Source organism: Allostigmatella hybrida, assembly GCF_020103775.1.
GTDB lineage: Bacteria > Myxococcota > Myxococcia > Myxococcales > Myxococcaceae > Hyalangium > Hyalangium aurantiaca.
Genome location: NZ_JAHXBH010000003.1, coordinates 53,500 through 78,609, shown reverse-complemented (window position 1 = coordinate 78,609; position 25,110 = coordinate 53,500). Strand labels below are relative to the sequence as shown.

The window sequence follows — 25,110 nt, the reverse complement described above, 5'->3', positions numbered from 1 at the left end:
CGCAGCGCGGCATGCCCGGCGACGCGCTGCCCAAGGACCTGTCCGAAGTCCTCCGGCACCTGGAAGCCTGCTACCCGCTCGAGGGCTGTGGGGTGCTCCTGCGCACGGAGGCCGGGGGCTGGCGCGTCCGGCCTCTCTTCAACGCCTATGATCGATACCACGCGGCGGATCCGGGGCGTTTTCCCCGCTCGGCCCGCACCGCGTTCCTTTTCGAGCCCCAGGAATGGCTGGCGGTGAACCGCGAGGCGGATGCCCGGAACGAGCAGGTGGCCTGCCTCTTCCACTCCCATGTGGAGGGGGTGGCGCGCCTGTCCGCCGAGGACCGCCACGCGGCCGCCCCGGGGGGAATCCCCCTGCTCCCCGGCGTATCCTACCTTGTAGTCAACGTGGCGTGCGGGCAGGCGACCGAGGCCCGAGAATACCGGTGGGCCGGGGGAGAATTTCAGGATCGGAAGGTTCCGCTGTAGAAGGATTGGGGCGAAAAACCCAATGGGGGCAAGCACTTGGCTGGCTGCCTCCCCCACCTGCGGAAAGGTGGGCACGGGTTGTCAAAGGGGTGGGTTTTCGTCTATAACGCGCGCGTCTTTTTGATCCGCCGCGCACTGATGGAGCGAGCCTCCGGTTCGCGCGCAGGGAGTGAACATTCTATGCCCAGCACTACTGGTTTCACGCTTTGGCTGACCGGCATGCATGGCACCGGCAAGACCACGATCGCCGCCTACATCGCCGCGCGGCTGCGTCAGGTGGGCCGCCAGGTGGAGACGCTCGACGAGGGTGAGATTGGCCAGGAGCTCTGGCAGGGCCTGGGGGACAGCAAGGAAGAGCGCTCCACCATCGTGCGCCGCGTGGGCTATGTGGCCCAGCTGCTGGCGCGCAACAACGTGGCGGTGCTCGTGCCGTGCGTGAGCCCCTACAAGAGCGTCCGTGAGGAGAACCGCCGGACCATCGGCCGCTATGTCGAGGTCTACGTCGACTGCCCCACCGAGACGCTGATCGAGCGCGACACCACGGGCAAGTACAAGAAGGCCCTGAGCGGGGAGATCCCCAACTTCATCGGCATCACCGAGCCGTACGAACCGCCCACCTCCCCCGAGGTGACGGTGCACTCGGACACCGAGAGCGTGGAGGACGGCGCCGCGAAGATCTTCCAGTCCCTGCTGGACCTTGGCTACATGACGTCCGAGGAGCTGAAGATCATCACCGGCAAGAAGATGAAGGCCAACCCCGTGCCGAAGAAGGCGCGGCGCGTCGAGCCCGCCAAGGCCGACAAGCCGGGCAAGGGCACCAAGGCCCGGCCGGCCACCCGCGCGGCCCGCGTGGCCAAGCCCACGAGCACCAAGAAGGGCGCGAAGCGCAAGTAGTCCTCGCGCACAGGTCTTCCCCGGAGCAGGGGAGGACAGAAGATTGGGGGGCCCTCGGGTTGCGCGTGCAATCGAGGGCCCTTTCCTTATAGGAGATCGCCCATGCTGAGCCCCGAACGGATCCAGGCCTTGTGCGACGCTTCCCGCCCCAAGCTGGAGGCCATGCGCGCGGCGATCCGCGCCCACGGAACGGCGCTGGTGGCGTTCTCCGGCGGGGTGGACTCCACGTTCGTCCTGAAGATCGCCGTAGAGCAGCTGGGCGAGCAGGCCCTGGCCGTGACGGCGCTGTCCGCCTCGGTGGCCCCTGAGGAGGAGCAGGAGGCCCGGGAGCTGGCCGCCCGGTTCGGCGCCCGCCACGAGGTGCTGACGAGCAACGAGCTGGCCAACCCCCAGTACGCCGCCAACCCCACCAACCGCTGCTACTTCTGCAAGACGGAGCTGTACGACTTGTGCGAGGCCCGGCGCCAGGCGCTCGGCTACGCGGTGGTGCTGGACGGCTTCAACGCGGACGACTTCAAGGATCACCGCCCCGGGCACAAGGCCGCCCAGGAGCACCACGTGCAGTCTCCCCTGGCGAAGGCGGGGCTGACCAAGGATGAGATCCGCGCGTGGAGCCACCACCTGGGGCTGCCCACCTGGGACAAGCCGCAGATGGCGTGCCTCGCCTCGCGCATTCCGTATGGCACCTCGGTGACGCGCGAGCGCCTGTTTCAGATTGCCCGCGCGGAGTCCGAGCTGCGCCGGCTGGGCTTCCGCCAGTTCCGCGTCCGCTACCACGAGCAGGTGGCGCGGCTGGAGCTGGCGGAGGAGGAGTACGGCCGGTTCCTGGAGGCCAGCATGCGGCTGGAGATCAACCGCGCGCTCAAGGCGCTGGGCTTCCAGTTCGTGGCGTTGGATCTCGAGCCGTTCCGCTCGGGCCGCATGAACGAGGCCGCGGGGGTGGGCAAGCCCGCGCAGGGCTTTCCGCTCCCCGTGGTGAGCTGATCCGCCCCGTGTGGTGGCTGGGCTTGGGCCTGCTGATCGCGGCGTCCCCGGCCTCGGCCCAGTACTACGAATCCCGCCAATCGATGAGCCTGCTCGGGGGCACGGGGCTGGGCTACAGCGACGTGATCCGCTCGCAGCGGGGCGACACGGGCGTGGGCGGATTCCTGGAGTTCGGCGGCAGCCTCACCGTGGGCGATGATCTCGACGAGGTGTTCCTGATGACCCGCGGCGTGCTCGGGCCTTCGGGCGGGGAGGCGGTGCTGCACGGCGGCTACCGCAACCTCTTCGGCGACGAGGAGTGGCAGAGCTTCGTGGATCTCGGCGCCGCCGTGAGGCTGTTTTCTGGGACGTACGTGGGGCCTCGCCTAGGGTTCGGCGCGCGCCGCACTCTGTCGGATCAGCTCTCCATCTATGGAGGGTTCGGGCTGTCGCTCGGCTTCGGATCAGGACTGCGCTGGGACGCCGAGGCATTCACCGGGCTGCAGTGGCAATTTCGGATCAGCAAGCGGTGATGTTTTCTTGTGATCCGAAGCGCCTGTGAGAAGTTGTGCGCACCTGTAGGAGGTTGCACACATGGACAACACGCCTCGCCTCACCTCGGTGGTCTTCCGTCTCTCCCGCGAGAAGCTGGACACGTTGAAGGACCTGTCCCGCACCACGCGGATCCGTCAGAGCGAGTACCTCCGGGAGGCGATCTCGGACCTGCTGTCGAAGTACGAGGACCGCGTCGTCGACTGAAGCGGCCTCATGCGCCGGACGCATCCACGAAGGGTGGGGCGCGAGGCAGTCCGGCCGGGGTGCTGCGCTCCTCCGGCGTGAAGGGATCCACGCCCTTCGGATAGCGGACCTCCCAGAGGATCAGCCCCGAGGCGGCGGCCCGGAGTCCCGGGATGGGGTCCGCCCGCTCCAGCGCGGCCCGCCACTGCTCCTCCGGGAGCTGACCCGCGGCGGTGAGCAGCGCGGAGCCCACGAGGTAGCGCACCTGGTAGCGCGCGAAGGAGTCCCCGCGCAGCCGCACCTCGAACAGTCCTCCCCCCAGCTCCTGCACCGTGGCGGACTCCAGCGTCCGCACCTTCCGGGGGCTGGAGTTCTCATGGAACGCCCAGAAGTCCCTCGCGCCCACCGCCGCCTGGAGCCGCTCCGCCAGCCGCTCGGGGGCGATGGCGCGCTGCGCCAGACGGGGCTCCTCCAAGGCCTCCAGGACATAGGGGCGCCAGGCCTCCGCCACCCGGCCTCCCAGCTGGACGCGGTAGCAGTACGTCTTTCCCTCGGCGCTCCACTGCGCATGGAAGGAGGGGTGGGGTTGCCGGACGGCACACACCCCGAGCTCCGGCGGCAGCAGGGCGGGGAGCCGGGCCGCGAGGGCCTCGGGCGAGTCCCCAGCCTCCAGCCGGAGGCTCACCACCTGCATCCGGGCATGCACGCCCCGGTCGGTGCGCCCCGCGGGCATCACCGTCGCCGGTACGCCCGTCGAGCGAAGCACCGCCTCCAGGGTGGACTGCACGGTGTCCGTCCCAGGCTGGCGCTGGAAGCCATGGAAGCTTCCGCCCCGGTACCAGAGCCACAGGGTGGTGGGAGTTCGCTTCACGGGGATTTCACCGGGGGGCAGGGCCGGCATTGCGGCGGCGCGAAGGGACAAGGATACTGCGCGCTGCATGGCGGCCGGACATGAGCTTGAGGCGGGACTGAGTGAAGAGCAGTGGCTATTCCGTCAGGGCGATCTCGTCCTGGGGCCACTGTCTGGGCAGAAACTCGTGGAGAAGCTCTACACGGGGGAGCTGACGGGGGCCACCCTGGTGGCGCCCCCCGGCGTGCGGGACTTCCAGCGCATCGACAGCATCGACGGCTTCCAGGTCCACGTGGCGCGCGCCGCGGCGAAGATGCGCGTGGACGCGGAGATGCGCGGGGTGAACGAGCGCAAGCGCCGCAAGCGCGCCGTCCTCGGCGGCACGCTGGGGGTGATGACGCTCGTGCTGGTGGGCCTGGCCGTGTGGGCCGGGCGCCAGTTCGCCGTCCACGGCCCGGGCGGGACCGAGGACGAGTACGCGGACATCTCCGTGGAGATGCCCACCATCACCCTGGCCCAGGCGCCGCGCGAGGACGAGGATCTCATCGCCTATCCCACCCAGGGCGGCCCGGGCCGCCCGCCGGACAAGGCGCCCGGACCGAGCGCCCCGAAGCCCTCGGCCACGCCCGCCTCGGCGGTGGCGGCCAAGAAGCCCGCGCCCCCCCGCCAGGGCAGCGTGTCCAGCGAGCCGGACGGGCTCGACATGGGCATCTCCTTTGATCAGGGGGCCATCAACAAGGTGGTGGCCACCAACCAGCGCACGCTCTTCCGGTGCTTCAAGGAGGAGGCCGAGCGCCGCCCGGGCTTCGCCGCCAAGGTCCCGATCGAGTTCGTCATCGGCAACGACGGCCGGGTGAACAAGCTCTGGGTGGATCACCCCCAGCTCAAGGATGGCGCACTGCACAAATGCCTCCTGGGTGAGCTGCAGCGCTGGCCCTTCAGGCCGTACAAGGGCTCGCTGGCCTCCGTTGGCTTGTCGTTCACAGTCGGCAAGAAGGGGTAGGGCCGGTTTTTTGCCCGGTCCGGGAGCCTGAGCGATACGTGCTACATGCTCTCCGTCGCCGAATCCGACATCCAGAAGAAGGCGCAGTCCGTCCCCCCGGGTACTTTCCGACACACCGTGCTGCTGGCGGCCAAGCGGTTCAAATCCACCTGGGCCGAGCTGGGCAAGCTGCTCGTCCAGGTCCGGGACGAGGCGCAGTTCGAGCAGTGGGGCTACCCCTCCTTCGAGGCGTACTGCCTCAAGGAGCTGCACATCAAGAAGCAGACGGCGCTGAAGCTGACGCGCTCGTTCAGCTTCCTGGCCAAGCACGAGCCCCCCGAGGAGCTGGAGGCCCAGGAGTTCCCCCAGAAGGCCCCTCCCTTCGAGGTGGTGGAAGTGCTGGCGGACGCCGCCGACCGGGGGCAGCTGTCGCCTTCCGAGTACCGTTCACTCCGCGACAGCATCTGGAACGAGGAGAAGCCGGCCAACGAGCTGAAGCGCGAGTTCACCGAGCGCTTCCCGCGCCCCCCTCCCGAGCCGCCGCCCGAGAGCCTCCAGGTGCGCAAGCTGGCGCAGATGACGCGCAAGCTCGCCAGTGAGCTGTCGGGCTGCCGGCGGGTACCCTCCGCCATCGCAGAGCGGGCCTCCGCGTTGGCGGACGACATGGAGGAGCTGTCTGCGGGCGTGACGAACGCCTGAGCGACTGTTATCGAACGCTGAGCCCATCCGGAGTATGTAGGCATGACGGTGGGGGGCCTCGACGGGCTTCCTGCGCGTCGGGCGGGAGCCTATATTTTGTCGAGACTGGTTGTTCGAGACGTGGGCAGCCTGTCGAGTGGGTGTGGGCGGTGATGTAGGCTCCGAACTTTCGGGGCCCGGCGAACTCGGAGGCAGCAGTGAAGAAGGAGCACCACGTCAATCTGTCCTGTTCGTTCTGCGGCAAGTCGCAGCGCGAGGTCCGCAAGCTCATCGCGGGCCCCACGGTCTACATCTGCGACGAATGCATCAAGCTGTGTAACGACATCATCGCGGACGAGAACGAGCGCGAGGAGGGCAAGCCGCAGGTCAGCTTGCCGACGCCCACGGAGATCAAGGCGTTCCTCGACGACTACGTCATCGGCCAGGACCAGGCGAAGAAGGTCCTCTCGGTCGCGGTGTACAACCACTACAAGCGCATCTACCAGAAGAAGCCGGCTGCGCGGCCGCGTCCCGGGGTGAAGGCCCAGGGCAGCGAGGATGTGGAGCTCCAGAAGAGCAACATCCTGCTCATCGGCCCCACGGGCAGCGGCAAGACGCTGCTGGCGCAGTCCCTGGCGCGCTTCCTCAACGTCCCGTTCACCATCGCGGATGCCACCAGCCTCACCGAGGCCGGCTACGTGGGTGAGGACGTGGAGAACATCATCCAGAACCTGCTCCACAACGCCGACTACGACGTGGAGAAGGCCGCCCGGGGCATCGTCTACATCGACGAGATCGACAAGATCGCCCGCAAGGGTGACACGCCGAGCGCCACCCGCGACGTGGGCGGCGAGGGCGTGCAGCAGGCCCTCCTGAAGATCATCGAGGGCACCCGGGCCAACGTCACGCCGCGCGGGGGCAAGAAGTACAACCAGCAGGAGTACGTCCAGGTCGACACGACGAACGTCCTGTTCATCTGCGGCGGCGCCTTCCACGGCATCGACGGCATCATCAAGCGCCGCGTGGGCGAGAAGGGCCTGGGCTTCGGCGCCCGCATCACCCACCGCGAGGAGCGCAGCGTGGGCGAGCTGCTCGCCATGGCGGAGCCGGAGGACCTGATGAAGTTCGGGATGATCCCCGAGTTCATCGGCCGTCTGCCCATGGTCGCCACGCTCAACGATCTCAAGGAGGATGACCTGGTCACCATCCTCACCCAGCCGAAGAACGCGCTGGTGAAGCAGTACCAGAAGCTCTTCGAGATCGAGAAGGTGAAGCTGACGTTCTCCAAGGAGTCCCTGCGGGCCATCGCCCGCGAGGCGATGCGCCGCAACGCCGGCGCGCGCGGCCTGCGCGCCATCATGGAGGATGCGATGCTCGAGGTGATGTACGACGTCCCGTTCCGCGAGGGCGTCAAGGAGTGCAAGATCGGCGAGAACGTCATCACCAAGCACGAGCCGCCGCAGATCATCATGGAGAAGATGGAGAAGAAGACGGCCTAAGGCCGCTTCCCGTCTCCTCCGGTGGTGCCACGGACCCCGCTCTCACTCAGGAGCGGGGTCTTCGTGTTTCTGGGCTCAGGACTGGCTGACGCGGACGGTGGTCCGCATCTCGCGGCCGGTGGCCGGATCCCTCGCGCGCATGGTGAGGATGCCCTCCACGCTCACGTCGAAGGTGATCTCCACCTGGACGCGGCCCGCCTTGTCGGCGCGGATGCCCGAGAAGGTGAACTCCCCGAGCATGTCGTTCTGGGCCACCATCTCGTGGTCGCCCTGGAAGATGCGCATGGCCAGCTCCGTCTGGTTGTCCATGCTCGTGGTGGCCAGGAGCTGCTTGGCGTTGGGGATGGCCGCGTTGCGCGGGAACACCGTGTGGAACGCGCCGCCCGCCTTCTCCAGGCCGATGGCCATGGGAATCACGTCCAGCAGCTGGATGCGCAGGTTGCTGTTGTCCTCCAGCGAGTTCGCGTAGAGCGCAGCCCCGATGGCCACCGCCTCGTCCGGGTGCACGCCCTTGCTGGGCGGCTTGCCGAAGAACTTCGTCAGCCGGTCCTGCACGATGGGCATGCGCGTCTGCCCGCCCACCAGCAGCACCTGGTCGATGTCCTTGGTGGACAGCCCCGAGTCCACCAGCACGCGGGCGACGATCTGGAGCGAGCGGTCGATGTGCTGGTTGGTGAGCTGCTCCAGCATCCGGCGCGTGAACTTCATCTCGATGTTCAGGGGCTGGCCCTGGGAGGTCATCGTGATGAAGGGGATGTTGAAGGGCACCTCCTCGCGCGCCGACAAGTCGATCTTCGTGCGCTCGGCCAGGTCCTTGATGCGCTGCATGGCCACCGGGTCCGTGGCCAGGTCGATGCCCGTCTTCGACGCGAAGTCCTTCAGGACGTGGTGGATGATGGCGTTGTCGAAGTCGATGCCGCCCAGGAAGATGTCGCCGCCGGTGGCCTTCACCTCGAAGACGCGGTCGCGGATCTCGATGATGGACACGTCGAAGGTGCCGCCGCCCAAGTCGTAGACGACGACCTTCTCCTTCAGCCCCTTGCCCACGCCGTAGGCGAGCGCCGCGGCGGTGGGCTCGTTGATGATGCGCACCACCTCCAGGTCGATGAGCTTGCCGGCATCCTTCACCGACTGGCGCTGCCGGTCGTTGAAGTACGCGGGCACCGTCACCACCGCGCGCTTCACGGGGACCTTCAGGTGGTTGGCGGCCACGTCGCGGATCTTGTTGAGGATCTTCGCGCTGACCTCCTGGAGGGTGAACTCCTTCTTGCCCACGTCCAGGACGACGTCGTTCTTCTTGCCGGGGCGCATCGAGTACGCGACGACCTTCTTCATCGTCTCGACGATGTCGCTCTTGTACCCGCGGCCCACCAGGCGCTTGGCGCCGTAGATGGTGTTGCGCGGGTTGAGCTGCCACTGGCGCTTGGCCTCGAAGCCGATCAGCTCGTTGCCCTTGTCATCGATGGCGAAGATGGAGGGGATGGTGTAGTCGCCGCCCTTGTAGGGGATGAGCTTCACGTTCCCGCTCTCGTCGACATACGCCGCACACGAGTTCGTCGTGCCGAGGTCGATGCCGATGATGGGCTCCTTCGTTTGCATCGTGCGTGAACTCCAAGGGTGAGCCGGGAACGGCCGCGGACGCTCTTCATATCCGACCGCGAGCAGGGGGAGGAAGGGGAACCAGGGGCCTTCCGGCCAACAGATGGACTCCCGGGCCCTGGACTTCCCCCGGCCCCGGAGGAAAGGTGCTTTCCTTCAGCTCCCTTCACCCCAGAGGAGAACCGACGTGGAAGCCAAGCGCTACCTGCAGGACATCGGGGCCCACGTGTCCGCCGACTTCGTCAAGAACAGGTCCATCCTGTCCTTCGAGGAGTACGTCTCGCTCTTCTTCAACGATCCCCGGTCCCAGGCGCGCAACGCGGCCCAGTACCTGCGCGACGTGATGGACCACTATGGCTCCGAGCAGGTACCGCACCCCACGGGCACCATCCGGCGCTTCAAGGTCTTCGACATTCCGGGCATGGACCGGGACGGGCGGGTGGCGGGCCAGGAAGAGGTGCAGAACGCCATCTACCGGCTGCTGGGCAACTTCGTGCGCACCGGCCGCATCAACAAGCTCATCCTCCTGCACGGCCCCAACGGCAGCGCCAAGTCCACCCTGGTCAACGCGCTCAAGGCGGGCATGGAGGACTACTCGAACCAGCCCTTCGGCGCGCTGTACCGGCTGGCGTGGGTGTTCCCCTCCGAGAAGCTCATCAAGGGCTCCATCGGCTTTGGCGAGCGGGTGCCCACCCCGGAGACGGACGTGGCCACGACGTTCGCGCACCTGGAGGCGGAGTCCATCGACGTCCGCATGCCGTGCGAGCTGAGGGACCACCCCCTGTTCATCGTCCCCCCCGCCGAGCGCCGCAAGATGCTGGAGGCGGCGCTGAAGAAGAAGGGGCTGGGCAATGGGGATGGGGCCTCGGGGGACTTCATCCTCTCCAACTACATCCGCGACGGGGAGATGTGCCACAAGTGCCGGCGCATCTTCACCGCGCTGCTCAACGCGTACGCGGGCGACTACCTCAAGGTGCTGCGCCACGTGCAGATCGAGCGCTTCTACGTCTCGCGCCGCTACCAGGAGGGCACCGTCACCGTGGAGCCGCAGATGAGCGTGGACGCCATCGTCCAGCAGATCACCGCGGACCGCACCCAGCTCAACCTGCCCCCGGCGCTGCACGGCGTGGCGCTCTTCGAGCCGCACGGTCCGCTGGTGCACGCCAACCGGGGCCTCATCGAGTACTCGGACCTGCTCAAGCGCCCGCTGGAGGCCTTCAAGTACCTGCTGGGCTTCAGCGAGACGTCCCAGGTGCCGCTGGAGCCGTTCGTGCTCCAGCTCGACGAGGTGCTGATCGCCTCCGCCAACGAGAAGCACCTGGGCGCCTTCAAGGAACTGCCGGACTTCGCGTCCTTCAAGGGGCGCATCGAGCTGGTGCGGGTGCCCTACCTGCGCCACTACAAGCAGGAGCAGGAGATCTACGACGCGCAGATCACCTCCACCTCGGTGGGCAAGCACGTGGCGCCGCACGCCACCGAGGTGGCCGCCATGTGGGCGGTGCTCACCCGGCTCAAGAAGCCCATCCCCGAGCGCTACGCGGCCGACGTGAAGGAGCTGGTCGACCAGATCACCCCGCTGGAGAAGATGCACCTCTACACGGAGGGCAGGGCGCCCCAGCGGCTGACCTCGGCCAACAACAAGGAGCTGAAGCGGCTGCGCACGGAGCTCTACGAGGAGTCGGACACCTATCCGAACTACGAGGGCCGCTCGGGCGCCAGCGCGCGGGAGATCAAGACGGCGCTGTTCAACGCCGCGCAGAGCCCGGACTACAAGTGCCTCAACGCCCTGGCGGTGCTCGAGGAGCTCGACGCCATCTGCCGGGACAAGAGCGTGTACGAGTTCCTCCAGCAGGAGGTGGTGGACCGCTACCACGATCACGCGGAGTTCGTGCGGGCCGTGGAGGGCGAGTACCTCGACCGGGTGGACTCGGAGGTGCGGGACTCCATGGGCCTGGTCTCCGAGGACCAGTACCGGGACCTGGTGGAGCGCTACCTCCAGAACGTGAGCCACTGGGTGCGGGGCGAGAAGATGCGCAACCGCGTCACCGGAGAGATGGAGCGGCCGGACGAGGGCCGGATGGCGGAGATGGAGGGCATCATCATGCCCAAGGGCGAGGATCCGGGGGAGTTCCGCCGGGGCCTCATCTCCAGCATCGGCGCGCACCGGCTGGACAACCCGGACGCGCAGATGGACTACCCGCGCATCTTCCCGGACATGTTCAAGCGCCTGAGGGACCACTACTTCGAGGAGCGCAAGCGGGTGCTGCGCAAGAACAAGGAGAACATCCTCAAGTACCTCTCCGAGGAGCGCGGCGCGCTCACCCCCCGGGAGCAGTCCCAGGTGGAGAGCACGCTCAAGACCATGGCGGACCGCTTCGGCTACTGCGAGCACTGCGCCAAGGACGCCATCCTGTTCCTGATGAAGAAGCGCTACGGCTGAGGCAGGCGGGCAGGGGAGGGGTGTCTGGCCGGCTGCTTTCGCGGGCGGGACAGGCACAGGAAGATGGGGGCTACAAACACGTTGTGGTCCCCTCCCTCCTTCCAGGAGTGTTGATGAACCGGCTTCTGCTCGGGGCGCCCGCCCTTTTCACCCTCCTGTCCTGCGCCAGCGCGGGACCCTCGCAGCCCGCGGCCGAAGTGCGCCTCGCACCGGCCGCGTCGGCGCTCCAGCGGGTGGTGGCGGTCTCCGAGGGGAGGGCGCCGGAGGCGAGGCCCACGCGCAAGCAGGTGGTGCGGCAGATCCTTCCGCACAACGTCCGGCTGGTGGTGAGCGAGGACGGGAAGACCCGGCGGAGCGCCTCGGGCGTGGTGATCGGCACCGAGCAGACGGAGCAGGGCGACGTCAGCTACGTCATCACCAACGCGCACGCGGTGGACTTGAGCGGGCTGAAGGCGCCGCGCATGGTGGTCCACCTGGAGAACCGGGCGGAGGTCACCGAGTTCCCGGCCGAGGTGGTGGCCACGGGAAAGGTGCCGGAGATGGACCTGGCGCTCCTGCGCGTGCCGGGGGTGGAGCTGTCCTCGGCGCAGCTGGCGGAGGACGCGGAGCTGGAGCTGGGCGAGGACGTGGTGGTGGCCGCGTGCCCGTACGGCAAGTCCCTGTCCCTGTCGGGCGGCATGCTGTCGCAGGTGGAGTGGGACCCCGAGAGCCGCCTGCCGCGGATGGTGAAGACGGACGCGCCCATCGGCTACGGGGCCTCCGGGGGCGGCATCTTCAGCCTGGAGACGGGCAAGCTGCTGGCCATCGTCGAGGGCTACCGGACGGCGAAGGTGGGCTTCGCGGTGGCCGACAAGGACTACAGCTTCGATGTGCCGATGCCGGGCGAGACGTTCGCCGCCCCGACTTCGAAGGTCCGCGGCTTCCTGGAGGCCAAGGGCTTTGGCCGCCTGTTGTCGCGCCCCGCCGAGGGACTCTCCGGCCAGACCGCGCAGCGCTAGGGGGCCGTCCGCTGGCGGACAGGGCCCGGCCAGGAAGTGGACGGGTGGACGCGCCGGGCTACACCCAGGCCATGGCCGAGCGCAGCTCCTGGGATCAGTACTTCATGGACATCGCGAGGCAGGTGGCCTCGCGCGCCACGTGTGACCGCAAGCACGTGGGGGCCCTGCTGGTGAGGGACCGCACCATCCTGTCGACGGGCTACAACGGCTCCATCCGGGGCCTGCCGCACTGTGATGACGTGGGCCACCTGATGGAGAACGGCCATTGCGTGGCCACCGTCCATGCCGAGGCCAACGCCATCATCCAGGCGGCCAAGAACGGCGTGAGCATCGACGGGGCGACCATCTACACCACCGCCAGCCCGTGCTGGCCGTGCTTCAAGCTGATCGCCAACAGCGGCTGCGCGCGCATCGTCTTCGGCGAGTTCTACCGTGATCCTCGCATCTTCGAGTACGCAGCCCGGCTGGGGCTGGAGTTGACCGGGCTCGGGGACGCGGCCCGCCCGCCCGAACCCAGGTAGGACTTACCGTGCGTGTCGGCCCGTGAACACTCCCGGGGCCGGGCAATCTATCGTTTTGACAGGGGAATTTGCGAGGTCCGGCAAGAATTACCGGCCTGGGGTTGCCGATTGAATCGGCGGACCCTAAATCCTCGGGCCTGTAGGCGGGGCGGCGAGTGGGTTGCAATTTCTTAGGAGTTACCGGTGGTTACCTCCACGGCTGTTACCAGTGTGCCCGAAGTCCAGGAAGGGTCGGATCAGGTGGTTGGAGCCGCGCGTTACAGCGTGGTGCCCACCCTGATGGACAGCCTCCTGCACGACGTGCGCAATCCGCTCAACGCCCTGTCCATCAACCTGGAGGTTCTCTCCGAGAAGCTCAAGGGGGAGACGGGCCAGGTGCCCGCGTCCCAGGAGAAGAACATCAAGGCCATGCGCGATCAGATCCAGCGCGTGGACGGCATCCTCCGCCAGTTCTCCGACTTCATCGTCTTCCGGGGCGGGGCGGCCGGCGAAGTCCCGCTGTCCGAGACGGCCAAGCGCTCCCTGGATGTGTTGGCCCATGAGAGCCGCCGGCGCCGCATCAAGATCCAGACGGCCATCGAGCCCGATCTGCGCGTGGTGCTGCCGGATGCCGGGGAGCTGAGCTTCTTTCTGATCCAGACGATGCTGCGCGCGTTCGGCCGCTCCGAGGCGGGCGGCGAGGTGAGCATCACCATCCGGGCCGAGGAGGGGCAGGCGCTCCTGGAGGTGACGGACTCGGCGGGCAACGCGCCCGAGCAGTCGCTCGACACCGTGGCGGCCCTGGAGCTGCGCTGTGCTCAGTTGGGAATCGGCTTTCAGATCCGGGCGGGTGTCTGCTGCCTGGCATTCAAACGCGCCTGAGCGGATGTGCGGGACGCATTCTGACGTTCTCTTTTTTTCCGTGATGTACAGAGCAGCAGTCGGGAGGTTTTCACGTGGGCAGCGCACGAATTCTGGCCGTGGATGACGAACGAGCGACCTGCGAGGCGCTGGCAGAAATGCTCGGCGCTTGGGGCCATAAGGTCGAGGTCGCGTTCGACGGGCACGATGCCCTGCGGAAGGCGGGCGAGTTCCGCCCGGACGTCGTCCTGTCCGACTTGGCGATGCCCGAGACGGACGGGCTCTGGCTGTTGCGCCAGCTCCGGGAGGAGCTGCCGGACTGCCCGGTGGTGTTCCTCACCGGCCGGGGCACCATCGATGCGGCGGTGGGCGCCATCAAGGAAGGCGCCTATGACTTCATCGAGAAGCCGCTGAACGTCGCCCGGCTGAAGGTCTGCATCGAGCGGGCGCTCGAGAAGAAGGAGACGCTGCGCGAGGTGCAGACGCTGCGCCGGCGCCTCAAGCAGCTCGGCCAGTCCGACATGATCGCCCAGTCGGCGTCCATGCGGAAGGTGGTGGAGCTCATCGAGAAGGTGGCGCCCTCCAAGGCCAGCGTGGCCATCTCGGGCGAGTCCGGCACGGGCAAGGAGGTGGTGTCGCGCGCCATCCACAACCTCTCGCTGCGCCGCGAGAAGCCCTTCATCGCCATCAACTGCGCCTCCATCCCCGCCACGCTCATCGAGTCCGAAATCTTCGGCCACGAGCGCGGTGCCTTCACGGGCGCCGATCAGCGCCGGCCCGGCGTGTTCGAGCTGGCCCACGGCGGCACGCTGTTCCTGGACGAACTCGGTGAGATTCCCATCGAGCTGCAGGCCAAGCTGCTTCGCGTGCTCGAAGAGGGGCGGCTGCGGCGGCTCGGCGGCAAGGTGGAGATCGAAGTGGACGTGCGCGTGCTGTGCGCCACGAACCGCGACCTCAAGCAGGAGATCAAGAACCAGCGCTTCCGCGAGGACTTGTACTTCCGCCTCAACGTCTTCCAGATCCACCTGCCGCCCCTGCGCGAGCGCCGGGAGGACATCCCCATCCTGGTGCAGCACTTCGTGGAGAAGTTCCGCGGAGACTCGGCCAAGCGCGTCACCGGCGTGCACCCGGAGGCCATGGAAGTCCTCAAGGGCCACGACTGGCCGGGCAACATCCGCGAGCTGCGCAACGCCGTGGAGCGTGCGGTGATCCTCTGCGACGGGGAGCTCATCACCCGCGAGCACCTGCCCCCCGACATGGCGGGCAAGAGCCCCGAGCGCCACTCGTTCCGGCTGCCCTTTGGGCTGTCGCTGGACGCCGTGGAGCGCGAGTACATCCTCGGCAGCCTCCAGCGGAACGGGAACAACAAGGCCCGTACAGCGGAAGTCCTCGGGGTGTCGGAAAAGACCCTCTATAACAAGCTGAACCGGTACGCAGCCGAGGCCCGGCAGCAAGGACAGACACCGGCAGGGGGGTTGCTCAAGCCCGCCGGTGATGGGGATCTCGAGCCTGGTGTGGCGCCCATTCGCTGACCCTCCGGGTTGGAATTCCAGCCCGGATTTCGCGACCTTGGAGCCCTTTACCGGAGGGCTTCCAGGGGGGCACCCGACCGGCAAACCCCGCGTCACTTCTTGACTTTTACCCTCTGAACAGACGATCCTTAGGGTCTCCCAACATACGGAGTTCCCGTAAGGGTCAGCACCTGACCGGGGACTTCTCCGCCTTCTTCGCGGCTGTCTACGAATAAACGATCTGGGGACCGGCGAGGGGGCGTTTAGGAAGGCCACGACGCAATGAGCGATGCGCGAGTACTCCACTTCTTCGGCGGTAAGGGCGGGGTTGGAAAGACCACGCTCGCGGCGTCCTATGCGTTGATGCTCTCGGAGGATGCCCCCAAGGAGAAGGTGCTGCTGGTCTCCCTGGACGCCACGCGGTCGCTCTCCGATCTGGTGAAGAAGAAGCTGCCCGCCAAGCCCACCAAGCTGGTGGCGGGCAAGGGCGAGGGCGGGCTGTACGCGGCGGAGCTGGAGCCCGCGGCGTTGCTCAAGCCGTTCGCCGCCAAGTACGTCCCCGCGCTGGAGAAGGCCTCCGGCAAGGGCACGCACCTGTCCGACGAGGATCTCGGCAAGCTCTTCGCCCAGGCGGTGCCGGGGCTGGAGGAGCTCGTGGGGCTGTTCCACCTCCAGGAGCTGCTGGAGGAGCAGGAGTTCGACCGGATCGTCGTGGATGCCTCGCCCACCAGCCACACGCTGCGCCTGTTCGACCTGCCGCAGGGGCTGCGCAAGTTCCTGGGCATCGTGAAGACCGGGGCGGAGAAGCCCTCGGGCTCCAAGAGCAAGAAGGAGCCGGTGGCCGAAGGCGGCTTCCTGGAGGAGACGGGGGCCCGCGCGGAGCGGCTGCTCGCGCTGATCAAGGATCCTGTCCGGACGGCCTTCCACCTCGTGGCGCTGGCCGAGCCGGTGCCCGAGGCGCAGACGCGCATGATGTTCGCGCAGCTCCGGGAGCGGAGCATCCCGGTGACGGAAATCCTCGTCAACCAGGTGGAGGCCAAGGACGGCTGTCCGGCGTGCCACGGCCGCCGGGGCCTGCAGGCCCCCCACGTGCGCAAGTTCCAGGCGCTGGACAAGACCGTGCCGGTGAACCTGGTGGCCAAGCGCGAGCTGGCGCCCCGGGGGCTGGACGGGCTCAAGGAGTTCTCCAAGGAGTGGACGGGCGGCAAGGAGACCAAGCCGCTGGAGTTCTCCGCGGCCGAGGGGCCTCCGGCCCTGGTGCGCGCCCCGTCGATGCCCCCCATCGCCGCGCCCCCGCTGCCGCCCACGCGCCTCATCTTCTTCGTGGGGCAGGGTGGGGTGGGCAAGAGCTCCTGTGCCGCCGCCGCCGCGGTGACGCTGACCGAGAAGGAGGGGCCCGTGCTCCTCATCTCCACGGATCCGGCGCACTCGCTGTCGGACGTGCTCCAGAGCCGCCTCACGGACACCGAGACCCAGGTGAAGGGCACCAAGGGGCTCTACGCGCGCGAGCTGGACGTGGCCGGCTGGTTCAACGCCCTGCGCAAGCGCCTCAAGGAGAAGGCGGAGAAAGCCTTCGAGGGCGCGCCCAAGACGGGCAACGACGTGCCGCCGGACCTGGCCGCCCTGCGCAACCTGCTGGACTGCGCGCCCCCGGGCATCGACGAGCTGGCGGCGCTCAGCTGCCTCACGGACGCGCTGGTACAGGAGCGCTTCAAGCGCATCGTCGTGGACCCGGCGCCCATGGTCACCGCCATGCGCGTGGTGGAGCTGGCCGACACGGCGAAGGGCTGGCTGAGCACGCTGCACGGCGTGCTGTCCAAGCACCGCGCCAAGGGGCTGGGCGAGCTGGCCGATGACGTGGCCGCGCTGCTCAAGCACGTGAAGCGCTTCGAGGAGGCGCTGGCCTCGCCCAACGAGTCGCGCTTCGTGGTCGTCACCCGGGGCGAGGACCTGGCGGCCTCGCGCACCGAGCGGTTGGTGGAGTACCTCAAGGAGCGCAAGCTTCAGGTGGAGCGGGTGCTCGTCAACCGCGTGGGACCCAAGTCCACCTGTCCCAAGTGCGAGAACCGCCGCAAGCTGGAGTTGAACGCCGCCAAGGCCATCGAGAAGAAGATCGGCCTGCCCGTCACCATGGCGCCCGCGCTGGGCCGCCACCCGGCGGGCCTGCGCGAGCTGAAGGCGTTCCGCACCGCGTGGTACGCCCTGTCGGCGCCGGTGAAGATCAAAGCCGCCTGATGTCCGCCTTGCCGCCTGGCAGGCAGGCGGCAACGGGCGGATGACAGGAGCGCCGGCCGTCTGCACCTTCTTCAAAGGGAGGTGCCAGATGGCCATCGAGCCCATGGAGAGGCTGCACCAGCAACAGCGGGAGCAGGAGCGGCAACGGCTGCGGGAGCAGGAGCTCAAGGATCACGACGTGGAGACGCACCGCGGTCCGCGTCCCCTGGAGGGGTTCGCGGGCGGGCACACCACGTGGACTGGCCAGCAGGATGGGGCGGAGGACTCCTTCGCCCTCGAAGCGGAGGCCGCGGGCGGTCCCTCCGAGGACGACACCTAGGCCTCACACTCGGAGGGGGCGTCGGTGAAGGCGCCCAGCTCCTGGAGCTTCAGGAGCCCCGTGGGGCTGAGGGAGCCGGTGAGGGGCTTGGCATGGCCTGGCAGCGTCACCGTCACCGTGCTCCGCTTCACCCGGTAGCTCCCGGTAACGGCCTCCTCCCGGGGCGCACCCTCGTCCTGGGGGACTTTCCGGTTCAGTACCACCTTTCCCCCCGCCTGGAAGTCCAGGCGCACCAGCGTTCCGTAGACGCCCACCCCGGGGCCGTACCAGTCCACGGCCTGGAGGAGGGCGGGCACGTCCGCGGCGCGGGCGGGAGAGCGCCCCAGCAGCCGGTGCCACCCCACGGTGTTCCGGATCGGCTCCAGGTCCGCGTCCTCCTGGGCGCGCTTCAGGCGCCGGGGGTCCAGCTCCACGGCCCGGGTGAGGTGCTGGAGGATGGTTTCCGGAAAGGCCTGGTACTCGCACACCTTCCGCTGCTTGCGCAGCACCCCGAGCGTGGCGGCCACGTTGTAGTGGGCCAGCGCATACTGGGGGTTGGCCTGGGCGGCGGCCTGGAAGCGCTCCAGGGCCTCGGGGAACTGGCCTGCCTGGTAGAGGCGGAAGCCCTCGGTGTTGAGCGTCCGGGCCTTGGCGGGCTGGCCCAGGGCCGTGGAGGCCACCAGAACGAGGAGCAGCAACGGGGTGGGGCGCATCATCTCTCCTTCGACGGGGGCGGGGCTGGCACATTTACTACGCAGCGCGTAACGCCGGGCGCGTAGCGGCTTGCGCGTTGAAAATCCATGGGGGCAGGTGCTAGGTCGGCGCCATGGCGACCGGTACTGGTTACGCACTCGACTTCGAACGCCCCCTCATTGAGCTGGAAAAGAAAATCGAAGAGCTGAAGGTGCTCTCCGGGAGTGGCTCCGTGGACTTCTCCTCGGAGATTTCCCGGCTGGAGAAGAAGGCCAAGAAGCTGCAGACGGAGATCTTCAGCGATCTGTCCCGCTGGCAGGTGGTGCAGCTGTCGCGCCACAGCGCGCGGCCCTACTTCCTCGACTACGTGCAGTTCCTCTTCACGGACTTCTTCGAGCTGTGCGGGGATCGCCGCTTCGGCGAGGACCCCTCCATCGTGGGCGGCTTCGCGCGGCTGGATGGCAAGCCCGTCATGTTGATTGGCCATCAGAAGGGGCGCAGCACCAAGGAGAACATGGCGCGCAACTTCGGCATGCCGCGCCCGGAAGGCTACCGCAAGGCGCTGCGGCTCATGGAGCTGGCCGAGCGGCTGGAGAAGCCCATCCTCACCTTCGTGGACACCCCGGGGGCCTACCCGGGCATGGGCGCCGAGGAGCGCGGCCAGGCGGAGGCCATCGCCGTCAACCTGGAGGTCATGAGCCGGCTCCGGGTCCCCATCCTCTCCACCGTCATCGGCGAGGGGGGCTCGGGCGGCGCGCTGGCCATCGGCGTGGGCAACCGCGTGCTGATGATGCAGAACAGCGTCTACTCGGTCATCACCCCCGAGGGCTGCGCCTCCATTCTCTTCCGGGATGCCTCCCAGGCGAGCAAGGCCGCCGATGCGCTCAAGCTCACCGCGAAGGACCTCCTGGGCATGAAGATCATCGACGAAGTCATTCCCGAGCCCGCGGGCGGCGCGCACCGCGATCCGGTCAAGGCCGCCGAGGGGCTGGGCAAGGTGCTGCGCAAGCACCTCTCCGAGCTGGAGAAGCTCTCGCCGGACGAGCTGGTGAAGGACCGGTACGACAAGTTCCGCGCCCTGGGCGCCTTCACGGGCCGTTGAGAGGGCCAACGCGCGTGAACTCACGGCCTTTCATCGTCGCCATCGACGGCCCGGCGGGGGCCGGCAAGTCCACGGTCTCCAAGCTGCTGGCGCGCCGGCTCGGCTTCGCGCTGGTGGACACGGGCGCCATCTACCGCTGCGTGGCGCTGATGGCCCAGCGCGAGGGCATCGCCTTCGACGACGACGCCCAGCTGGAGGCCCTGCTGGGGCGCATCCACATCCACTTCCAGGTGGTGGGCGAGGAGAACCACGTCTTCCTGGACGGGCAGGACGTGTCCTCGGAGATTCGCGCGCCCGAGGTCTCCATGAACGCCTCCCAGGTCTCCAGCCGCCCGGTGGTCCGCACGGGGCTGCTGGCGCTGCAGCGCCGGTTGGCGCTGGAGGCGGAGAAGGGCGCCATCCTGGAGGGCCGGGACATTGGCACCGTGGTGTTCCCGGACGCGGACGCCAAGTTCTTCCTGGAGGCCTCGTCGGAGATCCGCGCCCGCCGCCGCTACGAGGAGCTGTTCCAGAAGGGCGTCGAGCGCAGCCTCGAAGACGTGCTGGCCGATCAGATCCAGCGGGACCGGGACGACTCGACCCGCGCCGTGGCGCCGCTCAAGGCCGCCGAGGATGCCGTGCGGGTGGACTCCAGCGTCCTGCCGCTGTCCGAGGTGGTGCACCAGCTGGAGAACGAAATCCAGCGGCGGCTCGCGCTGCGCGGCTGAGCCCGCTTACCGCGCGTGGGAGAGCCCGGCGAACCGCGTCCGGGCCCACTCCAGCTGGTCCGCTTCGCCGCCTGCCTCCAGGAACGCCGCCTCGTGCGAGAGGAAGCGGGTGAGCGCCTCGCGCAGGGCGTCGGTCCGGCCGAGCTTGTCGGCGCATTCGGCCCGGCGGTAGTGGAGCTCCGCCAGCATCACCGCGTCCGTCTCGCCGGAGAGGCCCCGGTGGAGCCGGGCATCGGCCTCGGCGAACCGGCCCAGGCCAAACAGGCACTCGCCAATCGCATAGTGGAGCCGCGAGGGGGGGATGGAGCCCTGGCGCGCCACGCCCAGCTCCTCGGCGGCGCAGAGGTCCGCGAGCGCCTCCGCGGGGGCCTCCCGCTCGAACAGCCGCAACAGGCCGCGCTGGTACCACGCGCGCTCGAAGTCGGGCTTCCGGGCGAGGGCCTCTGTCAGGAGCGCTTCGGCCCCGTTGATGTCGCCTGCCTCCTCGGTCTCATCGGCCTGTCGCAGCAGCGCATCGGCGTTCCGGGAGGAAGCAGAGGACATGTCAGAAGCCTACGCCCTCCACGGCCGGAGCGGGCACCGTCATCGTCAGCGGCGGCAGCGCGCCCTGTCCGTAGAACGTGCGGTACAGGTACAGGTCCGCCAGCACCTGCTTCACGTAGCCCCGCGTCTCCCGGAAGGGAATCTCCTCGATGAAGAGATCCAGGGGCAGGCTGCCCTTCTCCTGGGCCCATTTGATGGCCGCCTTGGGGCCCGCGTTGTAGGCCGCCGCGGCGAGCACGGGGTGGGAGAAGCGCTTCATGAGCTGCGCGAGGTACCAGGCGCCGTAGCGGATGTTGAGGTCCGGGGCGAAGAGGTCCGCCGGGTTGGGCGTGGGCTCGGACAGGTGCTGGGCGATGGCGGTGCCGGTGGGGGGAATGAGCTGCATCAGCCCGCGGGCGTCCGCGGCGCTGGCCACCTCCGGGCGGAAGGCGCTCTCCCGGCGCATGATGGCCCAGACGAGCGAGGGCTCCACCGCGTGGCGCGTGGCCGCCGCCTCCACCGCCGAGGCGAAGGCGCGCGGATAGAAGACCGCCAGCGCATCCGGGGTCCGGGCGCCGAAGGCCCGCCCCCACAGGTGCCTCGCGGCGACGGCGTGGGCATGGCCGAACTCGCCCAGTTGCAGGAGCGCGTGCGCGAAGGGCAGGGCCTGCTCCGCGGAGCGGATGCGAGAGACCCGCGACTCCACCTCCTCGGCCGCGTCCGGGAAGAGGCCTGCCTCGCTGAGCGCCACCGCGAGCTCCAGCTCGGGGGGCCGGGGAACCAGGAGCTGCCGGGGCGGCGAGGGGAAGGCCACGGGGGGCGTGCGGCCCAGGGCCTTGAGACGCTCGGAGGCCAGCAGCGCATAGAACGACGCGGGGGCGGAGGAAATCACCCCTTCATACGCGGGCGCGGTGAGGGCCACGGTGGCCCCACCCAGCTCCTGGCTGCGGGCCATCCAGTAGCGCGCCTGGGGCACGAGGCTGCTCTTGGGCGAGCCCGAGACGAGCAGGGCCAGGGCCTCGCGCGCCTCGGGGTAGCGCTCCAGGCGCAGCAGGGCCAGGGCGCGGAACCACAGCCCCTCGTCCCGGCGCCGCGAGCGCGGGTGGCGCTGTTCGTAGAGCGCGAAGGCCTTCACCGCCTCCTCGAAGCGGCCGGCCTGCAAGTCCAACCACCCCGCGAAGAAGCCCCCCTCATCCCCCGCGGGCTCCTGGGGGTAGGTGCGGTCCAGCGCCGCCATCAGCTCGCGGGCCTGGTCATTCTTGTTGGCCCGGAGGGCGCGGCGGGCCACCAGCAGCTCCGCCTCGGCGGCCGTCTCGGCAGGCCCTTTGCGGGCCTCGGCGAGCGCCTTCTCGGCCTCCTCCGTGCGCCCCAGGGCGAACAGCGTCTGCGCCCGGGCGAGCGCCAACCTCGCGCGCGCCAGCGGGGTCTCCGCGGGGCGGTGCGCCGTGGCCTTCTGCAGCTCCTCCAGCGCGCGAGAAGCCTGGCCGGCGTCCAGGAACGCCCGGGCCCGGCGCAGATGCTCCTCCAGGGTCAGCCAGGCCGGAGGGTTGAGCAGCTCCAGCCGCGTGAGGGCCTCGTCCGCGTAGGGGTGGGTGGGATAGCGCAGCGCCACCGCGCGCAGGTCCGCGCGGGCCCCATCGGCGAGCCCCTTGGCACCCCGGGCCAGGGCCCGCTCATAGAGCAGCTCCGCCGACGGGGTCTGCGTCGCGGCAAGCTCCAGCACCGGCGCCGCCTGGGCCGTCTTGCCCGCCCTCAGGAGGGCCTCTCCCAGCCTCGCCTTCGCGCGAGGGGCCAGGGAGGGGGGGGCCTTCTTCGCGGCGAGCGCGAACGCCTGGGCGGCCTCGGCCGCCTCTCCCGCGTAGAACAGCGCCTGGCCCCGGTAATACGCGTGGAAGGGCTCCAGCAGCGGCGGGGCGGGGTGGGCCTCCAGCAGGCTCCGGGCCTCGGCGGCCTCGCCTTCGGAGAGGGCCAGCGTCGCGGCCAGGAGGGCCATGCGGCCCGCCTGGGCGCACCGCTGGGCCTCGCAGGCCTGAAGGTCCGCCTGGACGAGGGCCCGGGCCTCCGGCTTGTGCAGCCGCACGGCCTCCAACGTTTCCGGCGACTGCGCCAGGGCCACGCCCGAGACCAGCCCCGCCACCAAGCTGCTCCACTTCATCACATGTGCCTCACGGGTCGTACCCCTGCGGCCTCCCAACGGGAGCCATCTAGAAGACATTCCCCGGAGGGTCCTTCCGGGGGGGTGGTTTGACAGCCGCCCCAACAAGTCCTAAATCGCGGCGCGCCCAAGCCGTCCTGGCCCGATGCGTCACGCAAGGGGCTGGTTGGGATGTATTTCGTTGCAGGTGTTTCGTTGGTCCTGATGCGCACGGGGGGAAAACGCTGACCTGGGAGGGCTCCGTTCATGAAGCCGTGTCCGTCCGATCTATCGCAGACCATCAACCCTGAGGCGGGTCCGAAGCGAGCTGGTGTCGAGTCGCATCGCAACCTCAACTGCCACCACTACGACAACTGCCTCGACGAGGCGGTGCGCCGCGGCTGGCAGTCGTTCTCGTGCATGAAGTGCCCGCTCTACCAGAACGTGGCCCCGCCCCAGATGGGCATCGAGGCCTACGCCACGCAGCGCCGGCCCATCTAAGGGGCACGGGGTTCAAGGCCTGGCTCACCGGGGCGCGGTGTAGATGACCACCACCCAGTAGCGGTCCTTGCCGAAAGTCTTCGAATTGCCGCGGAGGACGCCCACACCCGCCTGCGTGTTGCGAGCATCCATGAGGTTCTTGGACTCGGGCAGCGCGGTGGGGTCCTCCGCCACGTAGAAGTCCGCGGCCGCGGTGCCCACCTGGGGCAGGGCCTGGAAGACGCGCTCGTGCAGCGAGGAGCCGGGCAGCTCCGCCTTGGGCGTATCGCGCTGGAGCGCCCGCCGCACGTGGTCCTGGGCAATCTGCTCCAGCACCAGGCTGCGCTCGAGCGGCGGCAGCTTGGCCTCCTTGCGCTTGGCGGCGATGGCCTTGTACGCCTCCTCCACCGGGTTTCCCTTCAGGGGCGAGACCGCCGTGGAGAACACCTCGGTGACGATGGCCTGGGGCCGCCCGTCCACCGTCTGGAACACCACCCCGATGCCCACGTGCGTGAAGGGGGCCGCGAGCAGGTTCTTGCGGTGGCCAGGGCTGTGCTCGATTCCGAAGTGCGCGGCCACGGGCCCGGCGGCCATGCCCAGGTTCTCCCCGGAGCCGCGGAAGGCAGGGCCCGCGGCCTCCATGCGCCCGCGCAGGTCCGAGCCGTCGGGTGCCACGTGGGCGAAGAAGCCCTCGCGCGCCATGCGCTCGCTGTAGGCCTGGGCCACCTCCTCCAGGGCGCTGTCGGGGGCCAGGGGGTTGAGCCGGTGGGCCCGGCGCAGGCTGTTGATGCGGGAGAGGATGGCCTGCCGGGCCTCGGGCAGGGTGGTGGGCTCGGCCACGTCCTCGGTCTCCGCGCGGCCGCGCTGCCGGGGGCCGCCCACGTCCACGAAGAAGAGCGCGACGACCTCGGGCCCCTTGGTCCCCCGGCCCAGCACCTCCACGGTGTAGCCGCCCGCCTGGGCGAAGGGGATCCGCGCACAGAACACGGGGCCGTCCTGCCGCGACAGCGCGATGCGCTCCACGCTGCCCTCGGGCAGGGTGACGAAGACCTCCGCGGCGTTCAGGGGCGGCACCAGCTCGCCACACAGCGTCTGGGACACCCCGGCCCGCGGGAAGGCGCGGGGGAAGCGCTGGAGCTCCGCCTTGCGCTCGGTGAGCAGCATCACCAGCGAGGCGCGCTCGCCCGCGGTGGCCACGCCCACGCCGAAGTGGGTGGCGGGCTCGGCGCTGAAGTCCTTGCGCGCCAGGAACGTCTCGATGGCGTGCGCGTGCACCCAGGCACGGATGACGAAGGTGCGGGGGCTCGGGTCGGTGCTGCCGGAGTCGCTGACCGCCAGCGTGAGCGCGTGCAGGTCGGGCGCGCCGGTGGGCAGCTGCGGGCCCAGCGCCTCCCGGGCCAGGCGGCGTGCCGCCTCGGTCAGCGCCGCGTCCCGGGCGGGCAGCCGGCGCCCCACGCGCTCGAACTCGCGCGCCACGTGGAGGGCCGCCTGCTGCTCCATGGCCTCGGGCGCCAGCGGGGTGGCCGCGACCAGGGCGCTCAGCGCCAACGCGAACATCATTCGTGGCCCAACCGGAAGGACAGGGCCGTCACCTTTCCGGGCCCCAGCCGCTCATTGAGCCGTTCGCACAGGGAGGCCTGCTCCCGCGACAGGGTCTGTGCCCACTCGGCGCTCTCCACGGTGACCACCAGCGTTCCTCCTTGCAGGGAGTAGGGAGAGGTGTGCTTGGCGATCTGCGCACCGACCGCCGCGGCCCAAACCGGCATCAGGGACTGACCCTTCCCGGATTCTTCGGCCAGGCGGGCCAGGAGCCGGGGCAGCAGGGCCTCCAGGGTCTTCGGTTCGTGGCGGGACATGGCGGGCAAATCATCGGACGGCTCCGGGGGGAAAGCCACTGCCAGGCCGTGTCGCGGAGCGGTTCGCCTGCTTGTAAGGTGCGGCAGTTCCCTGCCGGGAACA

Annotated in this window: 25 protein-coding genes; 18 read left to right on the top strand and 7 right to left on the bottom strand. The window is 69.1% G+C overall.

The annotated features are described in order from the left end of the window. The first annotated feature begins 11 nt into the window (after nt 1-11). The 5 genes from KY661_RS07435 (at nt 12) to KY661_RS07415 (ending at nt 3,083) form a co-directional block, all read left to right on the top strand. Entirely contained in the window at nt 12-467 is a 456-nt protein-coding gene (locus tag KY661_RS07435) for a Mov34/MPN/PAD-1 family protein (RefSeq protein WP_225409546.1), read from the top strand. A gap of 180 nt (nt 468-647) precedes the next feature. Further along, nucleotides 648-1,361: an adenylyl-sulfate kinase gene (gene cysC / locus KY661_RS07430; protein WP_075005283.1), complete on the top strand. Its 714-nt coding sequence runs from the start codon at nt 648-650 to the stop codon at nt 1,359-1,361. Nucleotides 1,362-1,463: 102 nt separating this feature from the next. After that, nucleotides 1,464-2,345: an ATP-dependent sacrificial sulfur transferase LarE gene (gene larE / locus KY661_RS07425; RefSeq protein WP_075005284.1), complete on the top strand. Its 882-nt coding sequence runs from the start codon at nt 1,464-1,466 to the stop codon at nt 2,343-2,345. A 23-nt stretch (nt 2,346-2,368) separates the two neighbouring features. After that, nucleotides 2,369-2,857, top strand: a complete 489-nt coding sequence (locus KY661_RS07420; protein WP_225409545.1) for a hypothetical protein — start codon at nt 2,369-2,371, stop codon at nt 2,855-2,857. Nucleotides 2,858-2,918: 61 nt separating this feature from the next. Further along, nucleotides 2,919-3,083 (top strand): ribbon-helix-helix domain-containing protein, encoded by a 165-nt coding sequence (locus tag KY661_RS07415; protein ID WP_075005285.1) that lies wholly within the window; start codon nt 2,919-2,921, stop codon nt 3,081-3,083. A 7-nt stretch (nt 3,084-3,090) separates the two neighbouring features. Here the strand turns inward: KY661_RS07415 and KY661_RS07410 are convergent, their stop codons facing one another. Continuing rightward, on the bottom strand, nt 3,091-3,963 hold the full coding sequence (locus KY661_RS07410; protein WP_225409792.1) for a tRNA pseudouridine synthase A: 873 nt from the start codon (nt 3,961-3,963) through the stop codon (nt 3,091-3,093). 37 nt (nt 3,964-4,000) lie between these two features. On the opposite strand from KY661_RS07410, the gene KY661_RS07405 reads away from it, so the two are divergent. From KY661_RS07405 to clpX, 3 genes are all read left to right on the top strand, one after another. Then, complete coding sequence (locus KY661_RS07405) at nt 4,001-4,915, top strand: AgmX/PglI C-terminal domain-containing protein (protein WP_225409544.1); 915 nt, start codon at nt 4,001-4,003, stop codon at nt 4,913-4,915. Nucleotides 4,916-4,960: 45 nt separating this feature from the next. Continuing rightward, nucleotides 4,961-5,593: a hypothetical protein gene (locus KY661_RS07400; protein ID WP_075005288.1), complete on the top strand. Its 633-nt coding sequence runs from the start codon at nt 4,961-4,963 to the stop codon at nt 5,591-5,593. 197 nt (nt 5,594-5,790) lie between these two features. Continuing rightward, nucleotides 5,791-7,071, top strand: coding sequence for an ATP-dependent Clp protease ATP-binding subunit ClpX (gene clpX / locus KY661_RS07395; RefSeq protein WP_225409543.1), 1,281 nt, complete (start codon nt 5,791-5,793; stop codon nt 7,069-7,071). A gap of 75 nt (nt 7,072-7,146) precedes the next feature. On the opposite strand, the gene KY661_RS07390 is transcribed toward clpX, so the two are convergent. Then, complete coding sequence (locus tag KY661_RS07390) at nt 7,147-8,670, bottom strand: Hsp70 family protein (RefSeq protein WP_075005290.1); 1,524 nt, start codon at nt 8,668-8,670, stop codon at nt 7,147-7,149. A 187-nt stretch (nt 8,671-8,857) separates the two neighbouring features. On the opposite strand from KY661_RS07390, the gene KY661_RS07385 reads away from it, so the two are divergent. From KY661_RS07385 to KY661_RS07355, 7 genes are all read left to right on the top strand, one after another. After that, entirely contained in the window at nt 8,858-11,110 is a 2,253-nt protein-coding gene (locus tag KY661_RS07385; RefSeq protein ID WP_075005291.1) for a PrkA family serine protein kinase, read from the top strand. Nucleotides 11,111-11,223: 113 nt separating this feature from the next. Next, nucleotides 11,224-12,108 carry a S1 family peptidase gene (locus tag KY661_RS07380; RefSeq protein WP_225409542.1) on the top strand — a complete coding sequence of 295 codons (885 nt, stop codon included), beginning with the start codon at nt 11,224-11,226 and terminating at the stop codon, nt 12,106-12,108. A 71-nt stretch (nt 12,109-12,179) separates the two neighbouring features. Next, entirely contained in the window at nt 12,180-12,629 is a 450-nt protein-coding gene (locus KY661_RS07375) for a deoxycytidylate deaminase (RefSeq protein ID WP_075005293.1), read from the top strand. Between the two features lie 183 nt (nt 12,630-12,812). Beyond that, a complete protein-coding gene (locus tag KY661_RS07370; RefSeq protein ID WP_225409541.1) occupies nt 12,813-13,490 on the top strand; it encodes a histidine kinase dimerization/phospho-acceptor domain-containing protein in 678 nt (225 codons plus the stop codon). Between the two features lie 74 nt (nt 13,491-13,564). Further along, nucleotides 13,565-15,001 carry an enhancer binding protein Nla6 gene (gene nla6, locus KY661_RS07365; protein WP_225409540.1) on the top strand — a complete coding sequence of 479 codons (1,437 nt, stop codon included), beginning with the start codon at nt 13,565-13,567 and terminating at the stop codon, nt 14,999-15,001. Between the two features lie 261 nt (nt 15,002-15,262). Then, entirely contained in the window at nt 15,263-17,215 is a 1,953-nt protein-coding gene (locus KY661_RS07360; RefSeq protein WP_225409539.1) for an ArsA family ATPase, read from the top strand. An 88-nt stretch (nt 17,216-17,303) separates the two neighbouring features. After that, nucleotides 17,304-17,534 (top strand): hypothetical protein, encoded by a 231-nt coding sequence (locus KY661_RS07355; protein ID WP_225409538.1) that lies wholly within the window; start codon nt 17,304-17,306, stop codon nt 17,532-17,534. Here the strand turns inward: KY661_RS07355 and KY661_RS07350 are convergent. Then, entirely contained in the window at nt 17,531-18,226 is a 696-nt protein-coding gene (locus KY661_RS07350) for a tetratricopeptide repeat protein (protein WP_225409537.1), read from the bottom strand. The two genes, KY661_RS07355 and KY661_RS07350, sit on opposite strands and share 4 nt — an antisense overlap. Before the next feature lie 113 nt (nt 18,227-18,339). Between KY661_RS07350 and KY661_RS07345 the strand changes: the two genes are divergently transcribed. Beyond that, nucleotides 18,340-19,308 (top strand): acetyl-CoA carboxylase carboxyltransferase subunit alpha, encoded by a 969-nt coding sequence (locus KY661_RS07345; protein ID WP_075005298.1) that lies wholly within the window; start codon nt 18,340-18,342, stop codon nt 19,306-19,308. Between the two features lie 14 nt (nt 19,309-19,322). Further along, nucleotides 19,323-20,015 (top strand): (d)CMP kinase, encoded by a 693-nt coding sequence (gene cmk, locus KY661_RS07340; protein ID WP_225409536.1) that lies wholly within the window; start codon nt 19,323-19,325, stop codon nt 20,013-20,015. 6 nt (nt 20,016-20,021) lie between these two features. Here cmk and KY661_RS07335 read toward each other — a convergent pair whose 3' ends face one another. Further along, on the bottom strand, nt 20,022-20,558 hold the full coding sequence (locus KY661_RS07335) for a tetratricopeptide repeat protein (RefSeq protein ID WP_225409535.1): 537 nt from the start codon (nt 20,556-20,558) through the stop codon (nt 20,022-20,024). Between the two features lies 1 nt (nt 20,559). After that, nucleotides 20,560-22,692, bottom strand: coding sequence for a transglycosylase SLT domain-containing protein (locus KY661_RS07330; RefSeq protein ID WP_225409534.1), 2,133 nt, complete (start codon nt 22,690-22,692; stop codon nt 20,560-20,562). A gap of 246 nt (nt 22,693-22,938) precedes the next feature. Between KY661_RS07330 and KY661_RS07325 the strand changes: the two genes are divergently transcribed. Beyond that, a complete protein-coding gene (locus tag KY661_RS07325; protein WP_013376289.1) occupies nt 22,939-23,172 on the top strand; it encodes a hypothetical protein in 234 nt (77 codons plus the stop codon). 24 nt (nt 23,173-23,196) lie between these two features. Here the strand turns inward: KY661_RS07325 and KY661_RS07320 are convergent, their stop codons facing one another. Beyond that, nucleotides 23,197-24,708, bottom strand: a complete 1,512-nt coding sequence (locus tag KY661_RS07320; protein ID WP_225409791.1) for a CAP domain-containing protein — start codon at nt 24,706-24,708, stop codon at nt 23,197-23,199. Then, on the bottom strand, nt 24,708-25,007 hold the full coding sequence (locus KY661_RS07315; protein WP_075005302.1) for a DciA family protein: 300 nt from the start codon (nt 25,005-25,007) through the stop codon (nt 24,708-24,710). Before KY661_RS07315 ends, KY661_RS07320 begins: the two co-directional genes overlap by 1 nt. Nucleotides 25,008-25,110 lie beyond the last annotated feature (103 nt).